Below are 20,172 nucleotides of genomic sequence, written 5' to 3' on the forward strand. Positions count from 1 at the left end.
ACATACCGATGACTCTGGTCCGCCGACTTCAGGCACTCGTGGTCCCGGGTGGGGACGGGTACGGGATGGCGCGGGTGGTGGTCGCCGTGCGATTCGCCGTGGTGGTCTCCATCGCGGTATTGGTCCTCGCCGGTCCGGAGTGGATGCGCCGCCACACCACGACCCTGGTGGTCGTGCTGGTGATCGCGCTCGGGTATGCCGCGATCGTGATGGCCCTGCCTCGTTTCGAGGTTCGCCACACGGCGTTTGCGTGGTTGATCTCCGCGGCCGATGCGGGCCTGACGTTGCTTCTGGTCTGGCTGACCGGTGGAGCGGCCAGCCCGCTGGTCCTGGTCCTGGTTCTGGTGGTCATCGCCTCGGCGGCGCGATTGACGTTCATCGAGTCCATCGGCCTTGCGGTTGTCGTTGGCGTCGGTTATCTCGGTATCGTCGTCTGCTCACCATCGGCCGGCGGAGCCGAGTTGCCCGGCGTAGTCCAAGGCGCCTGGTGGGCTCTCTATCTGGTGTTCATCGCGGTCCTCAGCGGCGGGCTCGCGGTGTTGATCGAACGCGAAGATCGTTCCCGCGTCAGAGCTCTCGTCGAAGCCGAGGCCGAACACGCTGCGGCCGAGGAAGAGCGTGACCTGCGCGCCCGGCTCTTGCGGTCCTACGAAGCTCAGCAGGAGGGCCTGCAGGTTCTGCTGCACGAGTTCCGAACTCCCGTTGCATCGCTGGACGCCCTGGCCAGCGCACTCACCGACGACAAGCCCATGGCGCCGGACGAGGCACAGGCAGCGATAGCGCTCGCTGTCCGGCATGCGCGTCATCTCTCAGACATGCTCGATGCGTTGGCCGATGTCAATCTGAGTCGTCAACCGGCCTTCTCCACCGGCCGGGTGCGCCGTGTCGTGCTGACGGAGTTGATTGCAGAGGCCGGTGATGCGGCGGGAGTGGATCCGTCCCGGCTCCGGGTGTCGGTCGGCGACGACGCCGGCACCGTGCAGGTTGACGCGCAAGGGCTGCGGCGAGTCCTCACCAATCTGCTGGAGAACGCGGCGCGACATGGCCGGGGCCGGCCGATCGATGTGCTCTGTGCCCGTGACGGCCACCAGTTGCGAGTGGACGTCCTCGACCTCGGGTCAGGGGTACCGGCAGAGCATATGAGCGCGTTGACCGGGAAGTTCGTCAGCCTGTCGGACCGGCGCGGCACGGCTGGATTGGGCCTGTGGATCGTCGCCCAGATTGTCGAAGCGCTCGGTGGTTCGCTGTCGTTCTCCGCCCGGGATGAGGGCGGGTTGGCGGCCTCTTTCGTGGTGCCGGTCGGATAACTCAGGTCCGCGCGGCGCGCTGAAGTGGCCCGCGCGGACCCGCAGTTGGCCCGTACGGCAGCAGATTTCACGGCGGCGTAGTCCAAGACTGGCTGCATTCCGCCACGTGAGCTGGACCACAGATGGCGGACGGGCCCGAAAGGACAACGATGACCACCGCCACCCCGACCAATTATGAAGTCGACCTCAGTGCTCGCGAGTTCTGGGCGAACCCGCCTGAGGTACGCGATGCGGCTTTCTCCATTCTGCGACAAGAGGATCCGGTGTCCTGGAGCCGGCCGGCGGACTCTGACCTGCTGCCACCGGAGCAGAACACCAAAGGTTTCTGGTCGCTGACCAAGCACGAGGACATCCGGATGGCCAGTCGGCACACCGAGGTGTTCTCCTCCGCGCAGGGCATCACCATGGAGGACTTTCCGCCCGAGATGATCCACATCGCACAATCGTTCATCGCGATGGATGCTCCGCGGCACAGCCAGTTGCGTGGAATCACCATGGACGCCTTCAAACCCCGCAACATGCGCAGGCTGCAGGGCTGGATCCAGGGCCACGCCCGCGACCTGATCACCGAAATGTCTCACCTCGGTGAGGGCGATTTCGTCGAGCTGGTCTCGGTAAAGCTCCCCGGCCGGCTTTTCGGTAGCTTCTTCGGCCTGCCGCCGGGCGAGATCCATGAAAAGACCATCAACGCCGGGCAGCGACTCCTCGGCTGGACCGATCCGGAGGTCTGCGGCGACCGTTCTGCGCTCGAGTTGTTCGGCGGCGCCGTGATGGACCTGCATGAGGTGGCGTCGATCCTGATCCCCGAGCGCCGGGCCCACCCAGGTGACGATCTGCTGACCTGGATGGTGCAGGCCGAGTTCGACGGCGAGAAGATGTCAGACGACGAACTGAAGGCCTTCTTCGTGCTGCTTGCCGTAGCGGCCAACGACACCACTCGGCATGCCTCGGCACATGCCATTCACGCGCTGTCGAAATTCCCCGATCAGCGTGATCTGCTTGCCTCCGACGTCGAGGGCCGGGTCGATACCGCCGTCGAAGAGGTGCTGCGCTGGGCGTCGCCCCTGCTGCACATGAGGCGCACCGCGATCGAGGACTTCTCGATCCGGGGCAAGGACATCAAGGTCGGCGACAAGGTGGTGCTCTGGTACATCTCGGCGAACCGTGACGAGGACGTCTTCGAGGATCCGTTTACGTTCGACATCTTGCGTAATCCCAACCCGCACCTGGCTTTTGGTGGCGGTGGCCCGCACTTCTGCCTGGGTGCCGCGTTGGCGCGGACCATGCTGCGCTCACTGCTGACCGAGGTCTATACCCGTATCCCGGACATTTCGGCACCCGAGCCGCGTTTCCAGGTGGCCAATTTCATCAACGGCATCAACAGCCTGCCCGCCACCTGGACCCCCGAAAACCGCTGACCCCGAGAGGAATACATCCGATGAAAACCAAAGCTGCTGTCTTGTGGGGCTTGCACCAGAAATGGGAGGTCGAAGAACTCGATCTCGACGGCCCGCGCGAACGCGAAGTGATGGTGAAACTGGCCGCCAGCGGTTTGTGTCACTCCGACGACCACCTGGTCACCGGGGACATGCCGATGAACCACATGCCGGTTGTGGGCGGGCACGAGGGGGCCGGCGTGGTGGCCGAGGTGGGCCCCGGTGTCACCGAGGTCGAGGTCGGGGACCACGTGGCGCTCAGCTTCATTCCGGCCTGCGGCCGGTGCCGGCCGTGCTCGCGCGGGATGAGCAATCTGTGTGAGTACGGCGCAGCCATCATGGCCGGCCCTCAACTCGACGGCACATTCCGGTTCCACGGCCGCGGTCACGACATCGGCCAGATGTGTGTACTCGGCACCTTCTCGGAATATACCGTCGTTCCGATCTCATCAGTGGTGAAGGTGGACAAGGACATTCCGTTGGACAAGGCGGCACTTGTCGGTTGTGGTGTCACCACCGGCTACGGGGCTGCCGTGCGCACCGGCGAGACCCGGGACGGTGACACCGTGGTGGTGATGGGCGTCGGCGGATTGGGTACCAACGCTGTGCAGGGCGCAAGGATTGCCGGCGCGCGACACGTCGTGGCGCTCGATCCGGTCGCCTACAAGCGGGAACGCTCGCTGGAGTTCGGTGCCACCCATACCGCCGCCGATGTCGCAGAGGCGCAACAGATCGTGACGGAGCTGACCCGCGGGACCATGGCCGATGTCTGTGTTGTCACCACCGACAGCGGTGAAGGAGCGTACGTGGCCCAGGCGCTGAGCCTGGTCGGTAAGCGCGGCCGGGTGGTGATGACCGCGATCCCACATCCCACCGACACCGTGGTGGACATGTCGTTGTTCGATCTCACCTTGTACGAAAAGCAGCTCAGGGGATGTCTTTTCGGATCATCGAATCCGCGTAATGACATTCACCGATTGCTCGAGCTCTACCAGGCCGGTCGCCTCAAGCTCGATGAGTTGATCACCCGGGAGTACAACCTCGAGGACATCAACCAGGGTTACGAGGACCTGCACAACGGCCTGAATCTGCGTGGCCTGATCCGGTTCTGAACGTTGCCCGACGGTTCCGCATCGGGGACCAACACCGGCACATCGAAGGCTGGAATCGCTGGACCGCGTCGTACCTCCCCGTCCCGCCGCGGATCGGTCAGTTCTATCGGGGCTTGAACCAACAGAAAGTACGCGCCAAATGAGCGAACTTCCGCACTACCAGATGTACATCGACGGCCAGTGGCGAGATGCCGAAACTTCCATCGAGGTCGCTTCTCCGGCCACGGGTGCCGCCGTTGCGACGGTGGCGTACGGCGACCTAGGCGCGGTCGAGGACGCGATCGCGGCCGCGAAGTCTGCGCACGATATCGGTCTGTGGCGCAACATGTCCGCACACCGGAGAGCCGACTACCTCGATGCCATCGCCGAAAATCTCGCCGCCCGCGCGTCCGAGCTGGCGGAACTGCAGGTCAGGGAGAACGGCGCCACGATCCGGGGTGCGGGAGCGTTCTTGATCGGTTACTCGGTGGCCCATCTGAAGTACTTTGCGGATATGGCCCGTACGTACGAATTCCAGTGCAATGGGCCGTTGATCGAAGAGCCAACGCTGGCAACAGGATTGATCGTCAAGGACCCGGTGGGAGTATGCGCGGGCATCGTGCCCTGGAATTTTCCGCTGCTACTCGCGGTGTGGAAACTGGGACCGGCGCTTGCAGCGGGCAACACCGTTGTGCTCAAACCCGATGACCAGACACCGCTGACCTTGCTCGAATTGGCCAGGGCTGCAGATGAAGTGGGCTTGCCGGCCGGAGTGCTCAATGTGGTCACCGGTGCGGGGCCGGTGGTCGGAGCGCGGTTGGCTGAGCATCCCGATGTCCGGAAGGTGGCGTTCACCGGCTCAACGCAGGTCGGCAAAGGCGTCATGCGCGCTGCTGCCGACACGGTGAAGAAGGTCACGCTGGAGCTGGGCGGTAAGGGCGCCAACATCGTCCTCGATGATGCCGACCTCGACCTTGCCGTTGACGGCTCGGTGTTCGCGTTCCTCCTGATGAGCGGGCAGGCTTGCGAATCGGGCACGAGGCTTCTCGTTCACGAATCCATCCACGATGAATTCGTGCGCCGCCTCGTGGCCCGGGTGGAGTCGCTGGTCCTGGGGGATCCGATGGACTCCGCCACCGACGTGGGCCCGCTGATCTCGGCCAAACAGAAGGCGCGCGTCGAGAAATACATCGCGCTCGGCCAGGAAGAGGGCTGCAAGCTGGCCTTCCAAGGCGCGGTACCGGTGGATCCCGCACTGGCCGAGGGGCATTGGGTGGCGCCCACGATCCTGACCGGAGCCACCAATGACATGCGTATCGCGCGCGAAGAGATCTTCGGGCCGGTGCTGGTAGTGCTGACCTTCTCCGACGATGACGAGGCCGTGGCCATCGCCAACGACAGCGACTACGGACTGTCGGCGGGGGTGTGGAGCGTAGACCCGCAGCGCGCACTGGCGATTGCTCGCCGACTCGAGACGGGCACCGTGTGGGTCAACGACTGGCACATGATCGACGCCAGATACCCGTTCGGCGGGGTCAAACAGAGCGGGTTGGGCCGGGAATTGGGTCCCGGTGCACTCGATGAATACACCGAACCCAAATTCATTCATATGGACATGACCAACGATCCACGCAAGCGGATCTACGCGGTCGTCGTGTCCGAGTCGGCCAGAACAGAGTGAGGACGGGGATGTATCCGGGCTTTCACGCTCAACTCGCACCTGATCGTCCCGCCGTCATCGTCGCCGAGACCGGACGAACCATCAGCTATCGGCAACTCGAGGACGACTCTGCCGCGCTGGCACGCGTGCTTTCCGATGCGGGGTTGCGGCGCGGTGACGTTGTCGCCCTGCTCTCGGATAATGCGCCCGAAGCATTGGTGGCGTTGTGGGCGGCACAACGTTCGGGCCTGTATCTGTGCGCCATCAATCACCACATGACGGTAGGGGAAGCGAGTTACATCGTCCGCGATTGCGGCGCAAAGGTCCTCATCGCCTCGGCGTCGTTGGGAGAGCTGGCGCAGTCGGTGCTGGCGGCGACCGACGGCCTGGACGTGCGGCTGGCGTTCGGCGGATTCGTGGACGGCTTCGACTCGTTCGAGGCGGCGTTGGCCTGCGCTGGACCGAGACTGGAAAGTCAGCCCGCCGGCGCGGTGATGTTGTACTCGTCGGGAACCACGGGTTTTCCGAAAGGGGTTCGACCACCGCTTCCCGACCGCGAAGTCGATGAACCCGGGGACGCGCCGGTGGCAATTGCCCAGCGGCTCTACGGAATCGTCGCCGACGATGTCTACTTCTCTCCTGCGCCGATCTACCACGCTGCGCCGCTGCGCTGGTGCGGGATGGTCCAGGCCTTGGGCGCAACAGTGGTGTTGGTCGAGAAGTTCGATGCCGAGAAGGCATTGCACTACATCGAGCAATACGGCGTCACCGTCACCCAGATGGTGCCGACCATGTTCGTGCGACTGCTGAAGCTCGACCAATCGGTGCGCGATTGGTACGACGTGTCGAGCCTGCGTGTCGTGATCCACTCTGCGGCACCGTGCCCGGTAGTGGTGAAGCGCGCCATGATCGACTGGCTCGGCCCGATCATCTACGAGTACTACAGCTCCACCGAAGTCAACGGCATGACGTTCATCGACAGCACGGACTGGCTGGCACATCCCGGGTCGGTGGGGCGAAGTGTGCTCGGTGTGATCCACATATGCGACGACGAGGGCCGCGAGGTGCAGACGGGATCGGTGGGTACCGTGTACTTCGAGCGTGACAGCCGACCTTTTGAATACCACAACGACCCCGAAAAAACCTCTGCGGCAACACATCCCGTCCATCCATTCTGGACGGCGGTTGGCGATCTGGGATCGGTCGACGAGGACGGCTATCTCTATCTGGCCGACCGCAAGTCATTCATGATCATCTCCGGCGGGGTCAACATCTACCCCCAGGAAGTGGAGAACGCACTGGCTCTGCACCCCGCCGTGCTGGATGTCGCAGTGATCGGCATACCCGATTCGGAGATGGGCGAGCAGGTCAAAGCCATCGTTGAACTCGCGACGTCGATGCAACCCTCGCAGGCGCTCGCGCGTGAGCTGATCGACCACACTCGCGCACAAATCGCGCATTACAAAGCGCCACGCTCGGTTGACTTCATCGAGCAGCTACCGCGTACACCGGCCGGGAAAATCGTCAAAGGCGCACTGCGCCAAAGCTATTTGGAGAATGCTTGATGACTGAATCCGGCCTGCAACACTTGCTCTCGTCCACTGTCCCACAGTGCTGGAATTCGTCCTCGATCTCGATGGCACAGACCTCGAAGGCGTCGACATCATCCACTGGAATGACGACCACCGGATCCCGTCCTTCAATGTCATGGTGCGGCCTACCAGGCGTGGACGGTGTTCTGCGCTGCCTCGACGCCTTGCTGTAGCAGTAATTCTGTTGCGTCGGCGGCTTGTTCGAGGATGGTGCCCAGCTCGGGACGTTCCTTCGAATTGAAGTTCTCGAGCACGAACGCCGCTGGATCCTGACGCCCCGGCGGCCGCCCCACGCCGATGCGGACCCGTTGAAAGTCCTTGGTGCCCAATGCGGAAGCGATGGACCGCAGGCCATTGTGGCCGCCCTCGCCGCCGCCGAACTTGAGCCGGATGCGGCCGAAGTCGATGTCCAGCTCGTCGTGGATTACCACGACATCGGCCGGGGCGACGGAGTAGAACTTCGCCAAAGGTCCTACGTGCCTACCGGATTCGTTCATGTAGGTGCGCGGCTTGGCCAGCACCACGGACCGGCCTCCCAGCCGGCCCGTGGTGACTTCAGCTCCGGATTTCTTGTGCACCTTGAATCCTGCGCCGATGCGATCGGCCAGGATGTCGGCAACCAGAAATCCAACATTGTGCCGCGTTGTTTCGTAGCGCGGCCCAGGATTGCCCAGGCCGACCACCAGCAGTGGCTCGGCCAAGTGGACTACTCCGACTCGGCAGCGGCCTCTGCGGCCGCCTCACCCGCGGCGGCAGCCTCGGCAGCGCCGCTCTCCGCGCCGGCGCCCTCTGCCTCGAGGTCCTCAGCGGTCGGCGCCGCGACGACGTTGATGACCAGCACCTCGGGGTCGGTCACCAGCGTGACGCCCTTGGGCAGCTCGACCTGGCCGGCCAGGATCTGGGTGCCGGCCGCGATGCCCTCGACCGAAACGGTCAGCGATTCGGGGATCGACTGGACGTCGGCCTCGATCTGGATGGTGTTGGTGTCCTGGGCCACCAGGGTGCCGGGCTCGGCGTCACCCTCGACGACGATGCTCACGTCGACCGTGACCTTCTCGCCGCGATTCACGACGATCAGGTCGGCGTGCTCGATGTTGCGCTTGATCGGGTGAACGACGACCTGCTTGGTCAGCGCGAGCTGCTCCTTGCCGGCGATGTTCAGGGTCAGCACCGCGTTGGTGCCCGAGTTACGCAGCACGGCGGCGTAGTCGCGCGCGTTGATCTCCAGGTGCTGCGGCTCGGTGCCGTGGCCGTACAGGACGACGGGCACGCGGCCCTCACGACGGGCCAGACGCGAGGCGCCCTTGCCGGTCCGGGTGCGGACCTCAGCGGTCAGATTGTTGGTGGGGGAGGCCTTCTTGGCCATGTGAATCGCTCCTGATGCCGTATCTACTGGGTGGCACGGCCAGGGCTGGGATATCAGCGCACATCAGTGCTGTGAAGTTCCCGTCGATGACGGTGGTCCGAGCGGACCGACCCTCGCCGTGATCGTCAGCAAGACTAGCGGAAACGCCCCCTACAGTGGAAATTCAGTGGCGGTGAGCTGGGCAGAAAGGTCCCACAGGGCAGTCGCGGTGCGCGCCGACCGGGCGGCCGGCTTGATCAATTGCGTCGGTCCGGTGGGCCCGCGCATGCCGTATTTCGGCCCGACGAACGTGTTGCCCGGCAGGTCCTGGGACGCTGCGAACAGCGTCTGACGGGCACCGAAGGACGCGTCGGTGGCGACCTTGTTGGCGGCGATCCAGAACTTGTCGCCGAACTCATTGCCGGTCTGGCCCTGCAGGTTGGTCGCCGAATAGCCCGGATGTGCGGTCAGTGCCCGCACCGGGGACCCGGCCACCGACAACCGGCGCTGCAGGTCCTTGGTGAACAGCAGATTCGCCAGCTTCGACTGCCCGTACGCCAACCATGCCGAGTATGGCCGCGACTTCCAGTTCAGGTCTTTGAGGCTGATGTATCCCAGGAGGTGCATCATCGATGACACCGTGACCACCCGATCGGTGATCTTCGGCAACAGCAGGTTGGTCAGCGCGAAATGCCCCAGGTGGTTGGTGCCGATCTGGCTCTCGAAGCCGTCCTCGGTCAGCGAGAAGGGCACCGCCATGATGCCGGCGTTGTTGATCAGGACGTCGACTTTGTCGATAGCCTCCGCGAACGCACCCACCGAGGCCAGGCTCTGCAGGTCCAGCGGCCGGACCTCGACGTCACCGGTCATACCTGAGGCGGCAACGTCGCCCTTGGCGGTGTTGCGGCACGCCAGGATGACCTTGGCGCCCACGCGGGCCAGTTCGCGGGCGGTGACCTCACCGAGGCCACTGTTGGCACCGGTGACGATGACGGTGCGGCCGGCGAAAGAAGGCAGGTCGGCATTCGTCCATTGGCCGGTCCATTCGCTCATGACGGCGAGCTTAGTGCGGTGCCGCTACTTGGGGCCGACCGAGAAGCCCTTGATGATCGCCTCGATGTCACCGGCCTGGTCCTTGGCCTGTTCGGCGTAGGTGGTGACGGTCAGCTGGATCAGGTAGTGGATACCCGGTCGCGGTGGGGACGGCTGGGCGATGACGATCCGGTTGTAGGACTGCATCCGGCGGTTGTGCAGGTCGTAGCTGCCCTCGATCATGGCCGACGGGTAGCCCTGGAAGTCCTCGCCCGAGCTGTAGAGCTTCTTGAAGTTGTCGGACAGCAGCGCGTCGGCGTCGGAATGCCGGAGAGCGTCCTTGACGTCGAAGTCGCCGGACAGCTGGAACACCATCAGCATTGCCAAGGGGTAGGTGTCGTTCTTGGCGATGGCCACGGTGCCGGGCGAGTAGTTGAGGTTCTTGTATCCCGTCCAGCCCTGCGGCCGGGGCAGCGTCACCTTGAGGTCGGTGAGCTGGTCGGGGACCACCTGCTTGCTCTGCACGCCGAGCTTGTTCAGGTAGTCCGGGAACGGAATCAGGCTGGCCTTGTCCACGGGTGTCGTGGTGGTCGTCGGCGTCGTCGACCAGATCGATTTGTAGTCGGGAGTTTTCGCGTCGCACGCAGTGAGTGCCAGGGCGATGGACACCGACACCGCGGCCGCGCGCAGCAGGATCACAGAATCTCGCGGACCGCGTCGATCGGGCGGGCCAGCCGGGTGCCCTTGGCGGTGACGACGAACGGCCGCTCGATCAGGATCGGGTGCTGCGCCATGGCGTCCAGCAGCTGCTCGTCGGTGGCGTCGGCCAGATTCAGTTCGGCATAGAGCGCTTCGCGCTTGCGCACCGCGGTGCGGACGTCGATACCGGCCGCGGCAATCATCTCGACCAGTTCGGCGCGAGTCGGCGGCGTCTTCAGATACTGCACGACCTCAGGCTCAATGCCGTTCTCCCGCAACAGATCCAGCGTCTTGCGGGAGGTCGAGCACTTCGGGTTGTGGTAGATAACGGCGGCGGGCCGCCCATTGGACGCGCTGGACATTCCTATGCGGAACCGTCGAAAAGGCCGGTGACCGAGCCGTTTTCGAACACCGCGCGGATGGTCGCAGCCACCAGCGGCGCGATGGACAGCACGGTCAGGGCCGGGAACTGCTTGTCCGGCGTGATGGGCAGCGTGTTGGTGACGATGACCTCGCGGGCGCCGCAGTCGGCCAGGCGCTGAGCCGCCGGGTCTGACAGCACACCGTGGGTGGCGGCGATGATGACGTCTTTGGCGCCGTCTTCGCGCAGCAGCTTGACCGCGCCGGCGATGGTGCCACCGGTGTCGATCATGTCGTCGGTCAGGATGCAGGTCTTGCCCTTGACGTCACCCACGACGCGGTTGGCCTTGACCTGGTTGGGGACCAGCGGGTCGCGGGTCTTGTGGATGAAGGCCAGCGGCACGCCGCCCAGGGAGTCGGCCCACTTCTCGGCGACGCGCACGCGGCCCGAGTCGGGGGACACGACGACCAGGTCGGAGTCGCCGTACTTGTCACCGATGTAGCCGCACAGCAGCGACTGCCCGCGCATGTGGTCGACCGGGCCGTCGAAGAAGCCCTGAATCTGATCGGTGTGCAAGTCGACCGAGACGATGCGATCCGCACCGGCGGTCTTGAGCAGGTCGGCGACCAGGCGCGCGGAGATGGGCTCGCGGCCGCGGTGCTTCTTGTCCTGGCGCGCGTACGGGTAGAACGGCAGGATCGCGGTGATCCGCTTCGCTGACCCGCGCTTGAGCGCGTCGATCATGATGAGCTGCTCCATCAGCCACTGGTTCAGCGGCGCGGGGTGGCTCTGCAGCACGAAGGCGTCGCAGCCACGCACCGACTCGTCGAAACGGACGAAGATCTCGCCGTTCGCGAAGTCCCGGGACGTCTGCGGGGTGACCTCGATGCCGAGCTCTTTGGCGACCTGTTCGGCCAGCTCGGGGTGCGCGCGCCCCGAGAAGAGCATCAGATTCTTGCGGTTGTCGGTCCAATCCGTGGCCACTGTGTGCTGCTTTCGCGGTGGGGGCTCGATACGCCGTAATCGTACTTATCGGTAACCCGGTTCTGTTGCCGGGTTACCGGATTGCCAACATCAGATGTCGGGATCAGCTTTCGCCGCGCGCTTTCCTGGCCGCTTGCGCGGCCTTGGAGTCGGGCCGCTTGCGCTCCACCCAGCCCTCGATGTTGCGCTGCTCACCCTTCGAAACGGCCAGCGCGCCAGGCGGTACGTCCTCGCGGACGACGGTGCCGGCCCCGGTGTAGGCGCCGTCGCCGACGCTCACCGGGGCGACGAACATCGTGTCCGAGCCGGTGCGCACGTGCGAACCGATCGTGGTGCGGTTCTTGTTCTCGCCGTCGTAGTTGACGAAGACGCTGGAGGCGCCGATGTTGCTGTACTCGCCGATGTCGGCGTCCCCGACATAGGTCAGGTGCGGCACCTTGGTGCCGGTGCCGATCTTCGAGTTCTTGACTTCGACGAACGCACCCAGCTTGCCGTCGGCGCCCAGTTCGGTGCCCGGCCGCAGGTACGTGAAGGGGCCGACGGTGGCGCCGGCACCGATGACCGCGAGCTGCCCGTGCGTGCGGATCACCTCGGCGCCGTCGCCGACTTCCATGTCGGTCAGCGTGGTGTCGGGGCCGATGACACACTTCGCGCCGACGTCGGTGGCGCCCAGAAGCTGGGTGCACGGCTTGATGACGGTGTCGCGGCCGATGGCGACGTCGACATCGATCCAGGTGGTGCCCGGGTCGATGACCGTGACGCCGGCGCGTTGGTGACCAGCGACGATCCGGCGGTTCAGCTCGGCGGCCACCTCGGACAGCTGCACCCGGTCGTTGACACCGGAAACCTGCGCGCTGTCGTCGATGTGGTGGGCCCGGACGATCTGGCCGTCGCCGCGCACGATCGAGATGGCGTCGGTCAGGTAGAGCTCCTGTTGGGCGTTGTCCGACCGCAGCCGGCTCAGCGCCGAGCGCAGTGCGGCGGCGTCGAAGGCGTACACCCCGGAGTTCACCTCGCGGATGGCGCGCTGGGATTCGGTGGCGTCGGCCTGCTCGACGATGCCGATCACCTCGTGGTCCTGCGTGCGCAGGATGCGGCCGTAGCCGGTGGGGTTGGCGACGGTGGTGGTGAGCACCGTCGCGGCCGCGGTGGCGGCGGCATGGGTGTCGACGAGATTGGCGAGGGTGTCGGCGTCGAGCAGCGGCACGTCACCGGCGGTGACGACGACGGTGCCCGCGAAGTCTGCAGGCAGGGCCGACAGGCCGCAGCTGACGGCGTGCCCGGTGCCGAGCTGTTCGTCCTGGATGGCGACGGTGATGGTCCGGTCGAGTCCGCCCGCGATCTCGTGCACGTGTGCGGTGACGCGCTCGCGTTCCTTGCCGACCACCACGACGAGGTGCGTCGGGTTGACCTTGGCCACGGCGTGCAGGGCATGCGCGAGCATGCTGCGGCCGGCCAGCGTGTGCAGGACCTTCGGGATGTCGGAGCGCATCCGGGTGCCCGACCCGGCCGCCAGGACGATGACAGCGGCTTCGCCTCGAGTCGTCACATGGGCCTCTCTCTATGCCGAGCGACGCATCGATCGGCAAGCTCTGCCTGTTGGCTCGCTCGGCAAGCCGCACTCGCTGCTCCGTCGCCAGGACTCGAACCTGAACTATCTGAACCAAAATCAGAGGTGCTGCCGATTACACCACGACGGATTACTCGCCAGAGACTCTAGTGCAAGCGGATACGCTGGCGATCATGGCAGCGGCGGAGAACGGAGCGCGCAGCCCTCGCGCGCGCATGACCGGCAGTGCACGCCGTCAGCAGCTCATCGAGATCGCGAAGTCGCTGTTCGCCGAGCGGGGTTACGACGGCACGTCCATCGAGGAGATCGCGCAGCGCGCCAATGTCTCCAAGCCGGTGGTCTATGAGCATTTCGGCGGTAAGGAAGGCCTGTACGCCGTCGTCGTCGACCGTGAGATGTCCGCACTGCTCGACGGCATCACGTCGTCGCTGACCAACAACCGGTCGCGGGTGCGGGTCGAGCGGGTGGCGCTGGCGCTGCTGACCTACGTCGAAGAACACACCGACGGGTTCCGCATCCTGATTCGGGACTCCCCGACCAGCATCGCGTCCGGTACGTATTCGACCCTGCTCAACGACGCCGTCAACCAGGTGTCGTCGATCCTGGCCGGCGACTTCTCCCGGCGGGGACTGGACCCCGAGCTGGCGCCGCTGTACGCCCAGGCGCTGGTGGGATCGGTGTCGATGTCCGCGCAGTGGTGGCTCGACACCAGGGAGCCGAAGAAGGAAGTCGTTGCCGCGCACCTGGTCAACCTGATGTGGAACGGGCTGACCCATCTCGAGGCAGACCCCGAGTTGCACGAAGGCTGACTTCTGCCCTGCCCAACATGAGCTCGTGTGCGACATTCGGCGCAGAGTCGGCACCCAAGCTCATGCTCGGCTGACGCCGTTACCCGCAGTCGCGCAGTAGTAGGTCCGCGGTCGTCTCGCGCCGGATCAGCGGCCGCACGCGACGGTCGCAGACGGCGACCACCGGTGGCCGGGTCGTCATGGTGAAGTTCGAGGCCATGCTGTGGTGGTAGGCGCCGGTGCACGCGGTGGCGAGCAGATCGCCGGGATGGACGTCGTCGGGCAGTTCGAGATCGTCGGCGACGGGGGTGCCGTCGCGGCCGACGATCGTGGACCGCCGTGTGGGTCCGAGCGGGTGCCGGTTGGCAAGGGCCACGGTGTAATTCGCGATCGGTGCGGAGTGCGGGTGGCTGCCGTCGACGGTTATGACACCGCTGCCGTCGGTACGGGTCGACACCGACTGGACGCGATGCAGCGTCACCCCGGCGCGGCCGCTGATCGCCCGGCCGGGTTCGACGACGAGCCGGGGCCGCGGGAACCGGTTGGCGGCGCAGGCGGCATCGAGGGCGTCTTCCAGGAAGTCGGCCAGTGCCGCCACGTCGAGTTCGGGTTCTCCGGTCCGGTAGGCGATGGCGTGCCCGCCACCGATGTTCAGTTCGGTGAGCACCACGCCGTGGGTGGTCCGCACATCGGCCATGGTGTCGACCATGCGGCGCACGGCCTCGACGTAGACCTCGGGTTCGGCGATCTGCGTGCCCAGATTGCAGTACAGCCCCACCAACGGCAGTTGCGGGGTGGTCAGCGCCCGGCGGACGAACGGCAGCACGTCGACCCCGGGCAGTATCTGCAGCAGCATCGCCTGCGGCCGGCGCGCGACCCCGGCCAGATAGGCCATTTCGATGGGGGAGTCGAGCACGATGCGACCGACGCCGGCGCCGGCCGCCGTTGCCAGTTCGTCCACCGACTTGCCACTGCCGTGCACCACGATGCGCGCGGGGTCCATGCCACCGGCGAGGGCGGTGGCCAGTTCGGCCGTCGAACACACCGCCATGCCGAGGCCGGCGTCATGCACCCAGCCGGCGACGGTCCTGGTCAGCAGGGACTGCGCGGCATAGACCACCTCGACACCGCGCAACGTGGCGCGGTAGTGGTGGGCCCGCTTGCGGAAGTCGGCTTCATCCAGAACGTATGCGGGTGTGCCGAACTCGTCGGCGACGTCGGCCAGCGCAACGGACCCGACGCAGAGTCGTCCCAAGGCGTCGACCTGGGTGGTCGACGGCCAGATGGTGGTGTCGATGCGCGGACGCATGGCGCCCCGCAGGGACGGCAGGATGTCGAGCAGTGTCATGACTCCACCCTGCGCCGGAAATCGCCGCGTGAGCGCCCCGTTGACGATCCCTTGACGGGACGGTGCCCAATATTGACGAAGTCCTGCGAACTACAATCGGTGGCATCATGACCTCCCCGGGGCAGCAATCGATCCAAACCCCGTTGGCGGGGCTCGTCCAACTCGCACTCACCGATCCTGGCCTGCAGGAACTGACGCGGCATGCCGCCGAGGGCGTCGCCGAGCAGGCGTTGGTCGGCCCGGTCAGCGCCCGGCTGCCGGTCGCGGCCGCGCTGGCTGCTGCGGGCCCGGTGCTGGTGGTCACCGCCACCGGCCGCGAGGCCGACGATCTCACCGCCGAACTGCGGGCCGTCTACGGCGACGCCGTGGCGTTGTTCCCGTCGTGGGAGACATTGCCGCACGAGCGGCTGTCGCCCGGCGTCGACACCGTCGGTGCCCGGTTGACGGTGCTGCGCCGGCTGGCCCTGCCTGATGATGCCCGGCTCGGTCCGCCGCTGCGGGTCGTCGTCACCACGGCCCGGTCGCTACTGCAGCCGCTGGCCGGCGGGGTGACCGACGCCGAGCCGGTGACTCTGACCATCGGCGGTGAAGCCGACTTCGACGACACCGTGACGCGACTGGTCGAGCTGGCCTACACGCGCGTCGACATGGTCGGCAAGCGCGGCGAATTCGCCGTCCGCGGTGGCATTCTCGACGTCTTCGCGCCAACCGCCGAGCACCCCGTGCGGGTCGAGTTCTGGGGCGACGAGGTCTCCGAGATGCGGATGTTCTCGGTGGCCGACCAGCGCTCCATTCCGGAGATCGCCGTCGAGTCGGTGATCGCGGTGCCCTGTCGCGAACTGCTGCTGACCGCCGACGTCCGCGAACGCGCCGCCGCGATCGGGGCCGGCCTGCCCAGCAGCGACAACCAGATCACCGGCAGCGTCGCCGACATGATGGCGAAGCTGGCGGAGGGTATCCCGGTCGACGGCATGGAAGCGCTGCTGCCCGTGTTGCGTCCCGGCGAACTGGCGTTGCTCACCGATCGACTGCCCGCGGGTGCGCCGTTGCTGATCTGCGATCCGGAGAAGGTCCGCACCCGCGCGGCCGACCTGATCAAGACCGGCCGGGAGTTCCTGGAAGCCTCGTGGTCGGTGGCCGCTGTGGGCGGCGACGCGCCGATTGACGTTGAGCAGCTTGGTGGTTCGGGATTCCGGGACTTCGCGGAGGTCCGGGAAGCCGCGGCCGCCGGCGGTCACCCGTGGTGGACGCTGAGCCAGCTGGCCAACGAGACGGCGCTCGAGGTGGACGTCCGGCCGGCGCCGTCGGCCCGCAGCCAGCAGAGCCTCGAAGAGATCTTCGCGATGCTGCGGGCGCACATCGCCACCGGCGGGCTCGCCGCGGTGGTGACCCCGGGTACCGGTACCGCGCACCGTGTCGTCGAGCAACTCGGCGAATCCGACGTCGCAGCAACGATGTTGGAGCCCGGTGCGGCGCCGAAGCCCGGCGTCGTCGGCGTGCTCAAGGGGCCGTTGCATGACGGTCTGGTGCTGCCCGGCGTCAACCTCGTCATCATCACCGAGACCGATCTGACGGGCAACCGGGCGGCGGTCACCGAAGGTAAAAGACTTGCCGCCAAACGGCGTAACGTCGTCGACCCGCTGGCCTTGACTGCCGGCGACCTGGTGGTGCACGACCAGCACGGCATCGGCAAGTTCGTCGAGATGACCGAGCGCGTGGTCGGCGGTGCGCGGCGCGAGTACCTGGTGCTCGAGTACGCGTCGGCCAAGCGCGGTGGCGGATCCGACCGGCTGTACGTGCCGATGGACTCGCTGGACCAGCTGTCCCGCTACGTCGGCGGCACCGAGCCCACGCTGAGCCGCCTCGGTGGCAGCGACTGGACCAACACGAAGACCAAGGCGCGCAAGGCGGTTCGCGAGATCGCCGGCGAGCTGGTGTCGCTGTACGCCAAGCGCCAGTCCGCGCCGGGGCACGCGTTCGCCCCGGACACCCCGTGGCAGGCCGAGATGGAAGACGCGTTCGGCTTCACCGAGACCATGGACCAGCTGACCGCCATCACCGAGGTCAAGGCCGACATGGAGAAGCCGGTGCCGATGGACCGGGTCATCTGCGGTGACGTCGGCTACGGCAAGACCGAGATCGCGGTCCGCGCGGCGTTCAAGGCCGTGCAGGACGGCAAGCAGGTCGCGGTGCTGGTGCCGACGACGCTGCTGGCCGACCAGCATCTGCAGACCTTCACCGCCCGCATGGCCGGCTTCCCAGTGACGGTCAAGGGGCTGTCGCGATTCACCGATCCGGCCGAATCTCGTGCTGTAGTACAGGGTTTGCAGGACGGCTCGGTCGACGTCGTGATCGGTACCCACCGGCTGCTGGCGACCGGTGTCACCTGGAAAGACCTCGGCCTGGTGATCGTCGACGAGGAACAGCGGTTCGGTGTCGAGCACAAGGAGCACATCAAGTCGATGCGCACACACGTCGACGTGCTGACCATGAGCGCCACCCCGATCCCGCGCACCCTGGAGATGAGCCTCGCGGGTATCAGGGAGATGTCGACCATCCTGACGCCGCCCGAGGAACGCTTCCCGGTGCTGACTTACGTTGGGCCGCATGACGACAAGCAGGTCGCTGCCGCCCTGCGTCGCGAGCTGCTGCGCGACGGGCAGGCGTTCTACATCCACAACCGGGTGAAGTCGATCGACAACGCGGCTGCGCGGGTGCGTCAAATGGTGCCCGAGGCGCGCGTCGTGGTGGCCCACGGGCAGATGCCCGAGGAGATGCTCGAGAAGACCGTCGAGGGCTTCTGGAACCGCGAGTACGACATCCTGGTCTGCACCACGATTGTCGAGACGGGCCTTGATATTTCGAACGCCAATACGCTGATCGTGGAGCGGGCCGACACCTTCGGTCTGTCACAGTTGCACCAGCTGCGTGGCCGCGTCGGCCGCAGCCGGGAGCGCGGTTACGCGTACTTCCTGTATCCGCCGGAGGTCCCGCTCACCGAGACCGCGCACGACCGGCTGGCCACCATCGCGCAGAACAACGATCTGGGTGCCGGTATGGCGGTTGCGATGAAAGACCTGGAGATCCGCGGCGCCGGCAACGTGCTGGGTGTCGAGCAGTCGGGGCACGTCGCGGGCGTCGGCTTCGACCTGTACGTCCGGCTGGTCGGCGAGGCCGTGGAGGCCTACCGCGCCGCGGTGGATGGGAAAACCGTTGCGGCCGTGGAGGAACCGAAGGAGGTGCGGGTCGATCTGCCGATCGATGCCCACCTGCCGCCGGACTACATCGGCAGCGACCGGCTACGGCTCGAGGCCTACCGCAGGCTGGCCGCCGCGTCCGATCACGCGGCCGTCGCATCCGTCGTCGAGGAGCTGGTGGACCGCTACGGCCCGCTGCCCGAACCCGCGCAGCGGCTCGTCGCGGTCGCTCGCTTGCGGCTGCTGTGCCGCGAGTACGGCGTCACCGAGGTCACCGCGATCTCGGACGCGACCATCCGGGTGACGCCGCTGACGCTCATGGACTCCGGTCAGTTGCGGCTCAAGCGGATGTACCCCGGCGCGACGTACCGGGCGACGACCTCAACGGTGCAGATCCCCATTCCACGGGCCGGTGCCGGCGTGGGCGCGCCCCGCATCCGCGACCTGGAGCTGGCGCGCGCGGTGGCCGGACTGCTGCTGGTGCTCGACGGGAGAGCGGCTGGTGAAGTGGATATAACCGACCTGAGAGGTAATGCGGTGGGCGAGCCGGGGCAGTCGAAATGACTGTCGTCCTGGTCGATCCGCGGCGTCCGTCCCTGATGCCGATCGATGCGCTGGTCCTGCTGACCGGCGACGTGCAGTACACCGAGGAACTGCCGGTGAAGGTGCCGTGGTCCTTGCCGTCGGGCCGGCCGGCCTACGGCGATTCCGACAACCCGGCACCGGTGCTGCTGTCCTCCGATCCGGAGCATCCACAGGTGCGCGCCCGGCTGGCCGCAGGCGAGAGGCTGATCGCGGCGGACGGTTCTCAGCCCGGTGAGCGACTCATCGACGCTGTCACGATGATGGACAAGCTGCGCACCAACGGGCCGTGGGAGAGCGAGCAGACGCACGACTCACTGCGCCGGTACCTGCTGGAAGAGACCTACGAGCTGTTCGACGCGGTCCGGGGCGGCAATGCCGACGACGTCCGCGAGGAACTCGGGGATGTGTTGCTGCAGGTGCTGTTTCACGCGCGCATCGCCGAGGATGCGCCGCTGCACCCGTTCGGCATCGATGACGTCGCCGACACGCTGATTCGTAAACTGGGCAACCGGGTACCGGCAGTGCTTGCCGGGCAGGAGATTTCGCTGGAAGACCAGATTGCGCAGTGGGAAGAGCGCAAGGCCATGGAGAAGGCTGCGCGGACGTCGTGCATGGACGAGGTGCCGACGGCGCTGCCGGCGCTGGCCCTGGCGCAGAAGCTGATCGAACGGACCGGTACGGCCGGGTTGCCCGCCGATCTGCTTCCGCCCGGTCTCACCTCGGTGGCCCTCGAGCCCCACGTCGACGCCGAAAGTGCCCTGCGCACAGTGGCTCTGGAGTTCATCGACAACGTGCGCGAGGCCGAGCGCCGCATCGTCGCCGCCCGCCGCGGCGACGAAGTGGCGGTGGAGTTGGATGCCGCAGCGCTGGGTGCGGTGTCAGAGGATGAGTGGCGGGAGCACTGGCCGGTTCAAGACGTCTGAGTCGAGGCAGGCGTAAGGCCCGTCCGAGTTGCGCGCGGGCGTAACGCCACGGCGGCTTCGGGCGCGTTTTTTCGCCGTGGCGTTACATTGGCGGCAGGACCGCCGGATCGACCGATGTTGTCGCACAGAGGCGCGCTGATCGACTCATGCCGGGGTCAGCGACGTAAGCGCCTGATGGCGGGGCGGTGCGTTGGGCGGCGAAGTGCTACCACGAATATGCAGGTAGACCGCCCAGCGCACAGCAGTTGCCATCT

Annotated in this window: 16 protein-coding genes and 1 tRNA gene; 8 read left to right on the plus strand and 9 right to left on the minus strand. The window is 66.3% G+C overall.

Annotated elements, in window-relative coordinates; translation table 11 throughout:
* The first annotated feature begins 8 nt into the window (after positions 1-8).
* The 5 genes from ACX12F_RS04365 to ACX12F_RS04385 all read left to right on the plus strand — a co-directional run bounded on the left by ACX12F_RS04365 (position 9) and on the right by ACX12F_RS04385 (position 7,059).
* Entirely contained in the window at positions 9-1,307 is a 1,299-nt protein-coding gene (locus tag ACX12F_RS04365; protein ID WP_459368428.1) for a sensor histidine kinase, read from the plus strand.
* A 149-nt stretch (positions 1,308-1,456) separates the two neighbouring features.
* A complete protein-coding gene (locus ACX12F_RS04370) occupies positions 1,457-2,725 on the plus strand; it encodes a cytochrome P450 (RefSeq protein WP_459368429.1) in 1,269 nt (422 codons plus the stop codon).
* Positions 2,726-2,745: 20 nt separating this feature from the next.
* Complete coding sequence (locus ACX12F_RS04375; protein ID WP_459368430.1) at positions 2,746-3,855, plus strand: NDMA-dependent alcohol dehydrogenase; 1,110 nt, start codon at positions 2,746-2,748, stop codon at positions 3,853-3,855.
* 139 nt (positions 3,856-3,994) lie between these two features.
* Positions 3,995-5,515, plus strand: a complete 1,521-nt coding sequence (locus ACX12F_RS04380) for an aldehyde dehydrogenase family protein (protein WP_459368431.1) — start codon at positions 3,995-3,997, stop codon at positions 5,513-5,515.
* An 8-nt stretch (positions 5,516-5,523) separates the two neighbouring features.
* Positions 5,524-7,059: an AMP-binding protein gene (locus ACX12F_RS04385; RefSeq protein WP_459368432.1), complete on the plus strand. Its 1,536-nt coding sequence runs from the start codon at positions 5,524-5,526 to the stop codon at positions 7,057-7,059.
* A 152-nt stretch (positions 7,060-7,211) separates the two neighbouring features.
* Here ACX12F_RS04385 and pth read toward each other — a convergent pair whose 3' ends face one another.
* From pth to ACX12F_RS04425, 8 genes are all read right to left on the minus strand, one after another.
* Positions 7,212-7,787 (minus strand): aminoacyl-tRNA hydrolase, encoded by a 576-nt coding sequence (gene pth, locus ACX12F_RS04390; protein WP_459368433.1) that lies wholly within the window; start codon positions 7,785-7,787, stop codon positions 7,212-7,214.
* Between the two features lie 5 nt (positions 7,788-7,792).
* Positions 7,793-8,452, minus strand: a complete 660-nt coding sequence (locus ACX12F_RS04395) for a 50S ribosomal protein L25/general stress protein Ctc (RefSeq protein ID WP_459368434.1) — start codon at positions 8,450-8,452, stop codon at positions 7,793-7,795.
* A gap of 150 nt (positions 8,453-8,602) precedes the next feature.
* Positions 8,603-9,484, minus strand: coding sequence for an oxidoreductase (locus tag ACX12F_RS04400; protein ID WP_459368435.1), 882 nt, complete (start codon positions 9,482-9,484; stop codon positions 8,603-8,605).
* 24 nt (positions 9,485-9,508) lie between these two features.
* Complete coding sequence (locus tag ACX12F_RS04405) at positions 9,509-10,162, minus strand: LpqN/LpqT family lipoprotein (protein WP_459368436.1); 654 nt, start codon at positions 10,160-10,162, stop codon at positions 9,509-9,511.
* Positions 10,159-10,524 (minus strand): arsenate reductase (glutaredoxin), encoded by a 366-nt coding sequence (arsC, locus tag ACX12F_RS04410; RefSeq protein WP_459368437.1) that lies wholly within the window; start codon positions 10,522-10,524, stop codon positions 10,159-10,161. Before arsC ends, ACX12F_RS04405 begins: the two co-directional genes overlap by 4 nt.
* A 2-nt stretch (positions 10,525-10,526) precedes the next feature.
* The gene (locus ACX12F_RS04415; RefSeq protein ID WP_455982342.1) at positions 10,527-11,507 is read right to left on the minus strand and encodes a ribose-phosphate diphosphokinase; all 981 of its coding nucleotides are present in this window, start codon (positions 11,505-11,507) and stop codon (positions 10,527-10,529) included.
* 103 nt (positions 11,508-11,610) lie between these two features.
* Positions 11,611-12,999, minus strand: coding sequence for a bifunctional UDP-N-acetylglucosamine diphosphorylase/glucosamine-1-phosphate N-acetyltransferase GlmU (gene glmU / locus ACX12F_RS04420; protein WP_459370235.1), 1,389 nt, complete (start codon positions 12,997-12,999; stop codon positions 11,611-11,613).
* Positions 13,000-13,135: 136 nt separating this feature from the next.
* Positions 13,136-13,207: transfer RNA gene (locus tag ACX12F_RS04425), tRNA-Gln, on the minus strand.
* Positions 13,208-13,250: 43 nt separating this feature from the next.
* Here ACX12F_RS04425 and ACX12F_RS04430 point away from each other — a divergent pair.
* Entirely contained in the window at positions 13,251-13,886 is a 636-nt protein-coding gene (locus ACX12F_RS04430; protein WP_459368438.1) for a TetR/AcrR family transcriptional regulator, read from the plus strand.
* 79 nt (positions 13,887-13,965) lie between these two features.
* Here the strand turns inward: ACX12F_RS04430 and ACX12F_RS04435 are convergent, their stop codons facing one another.
* Positions 13,966-15,213, minus strand: a complete 1,248-nt coding sequence (locus ACX12F_RS04435; protein ID WP_459368439.1) for a diaminopimelate decarboxylase family protein — start codon at positions 15,211-15,213, stop codon at positions 13,966-13,968.
* Between the two features lie 107 nt (positions 15,214-15,320).
* Between ACX12F_RS04435 and mfd the strand changes: the two genes are divergently transcribed.
* Together mfd and ACX12F_RS04445 are read left to right on the plus strand one after the other, a co-directional pair.
* On the plus strand, positions 15,321-18,974 hold the full coding sequence (gene mfd, locus ACX12F_RS04440; protein ID WP_459368440.1) for a transcription-repair coupling factor: 3,654 nt from the start codon (positions 15,321-15,323) through the stop codon (positions 18,972-18,974).
* The gene (locus tag ACX12F_RS04445) at positions 18,971-19,918 is read left to right on the plus strand and encodes a nucleoside triphosphate pyrophosphohydrolase (protein ID WP_459368441.1); all 948 of its coding nucleotides are present in this window, start codon (positions 18,971-18,973) and stop codon (positions 19,916-19,918) included. Before mfd ends, ACX12F_RS04445 begins: the two co-directional genes overlap by 4 nt.
* Positions 19,919-20,172 lie beyond the last annotated feature (254 nt).

The organism is Mycolicibacterium sp. HS_4_1 (assembly GCF_054515875.1).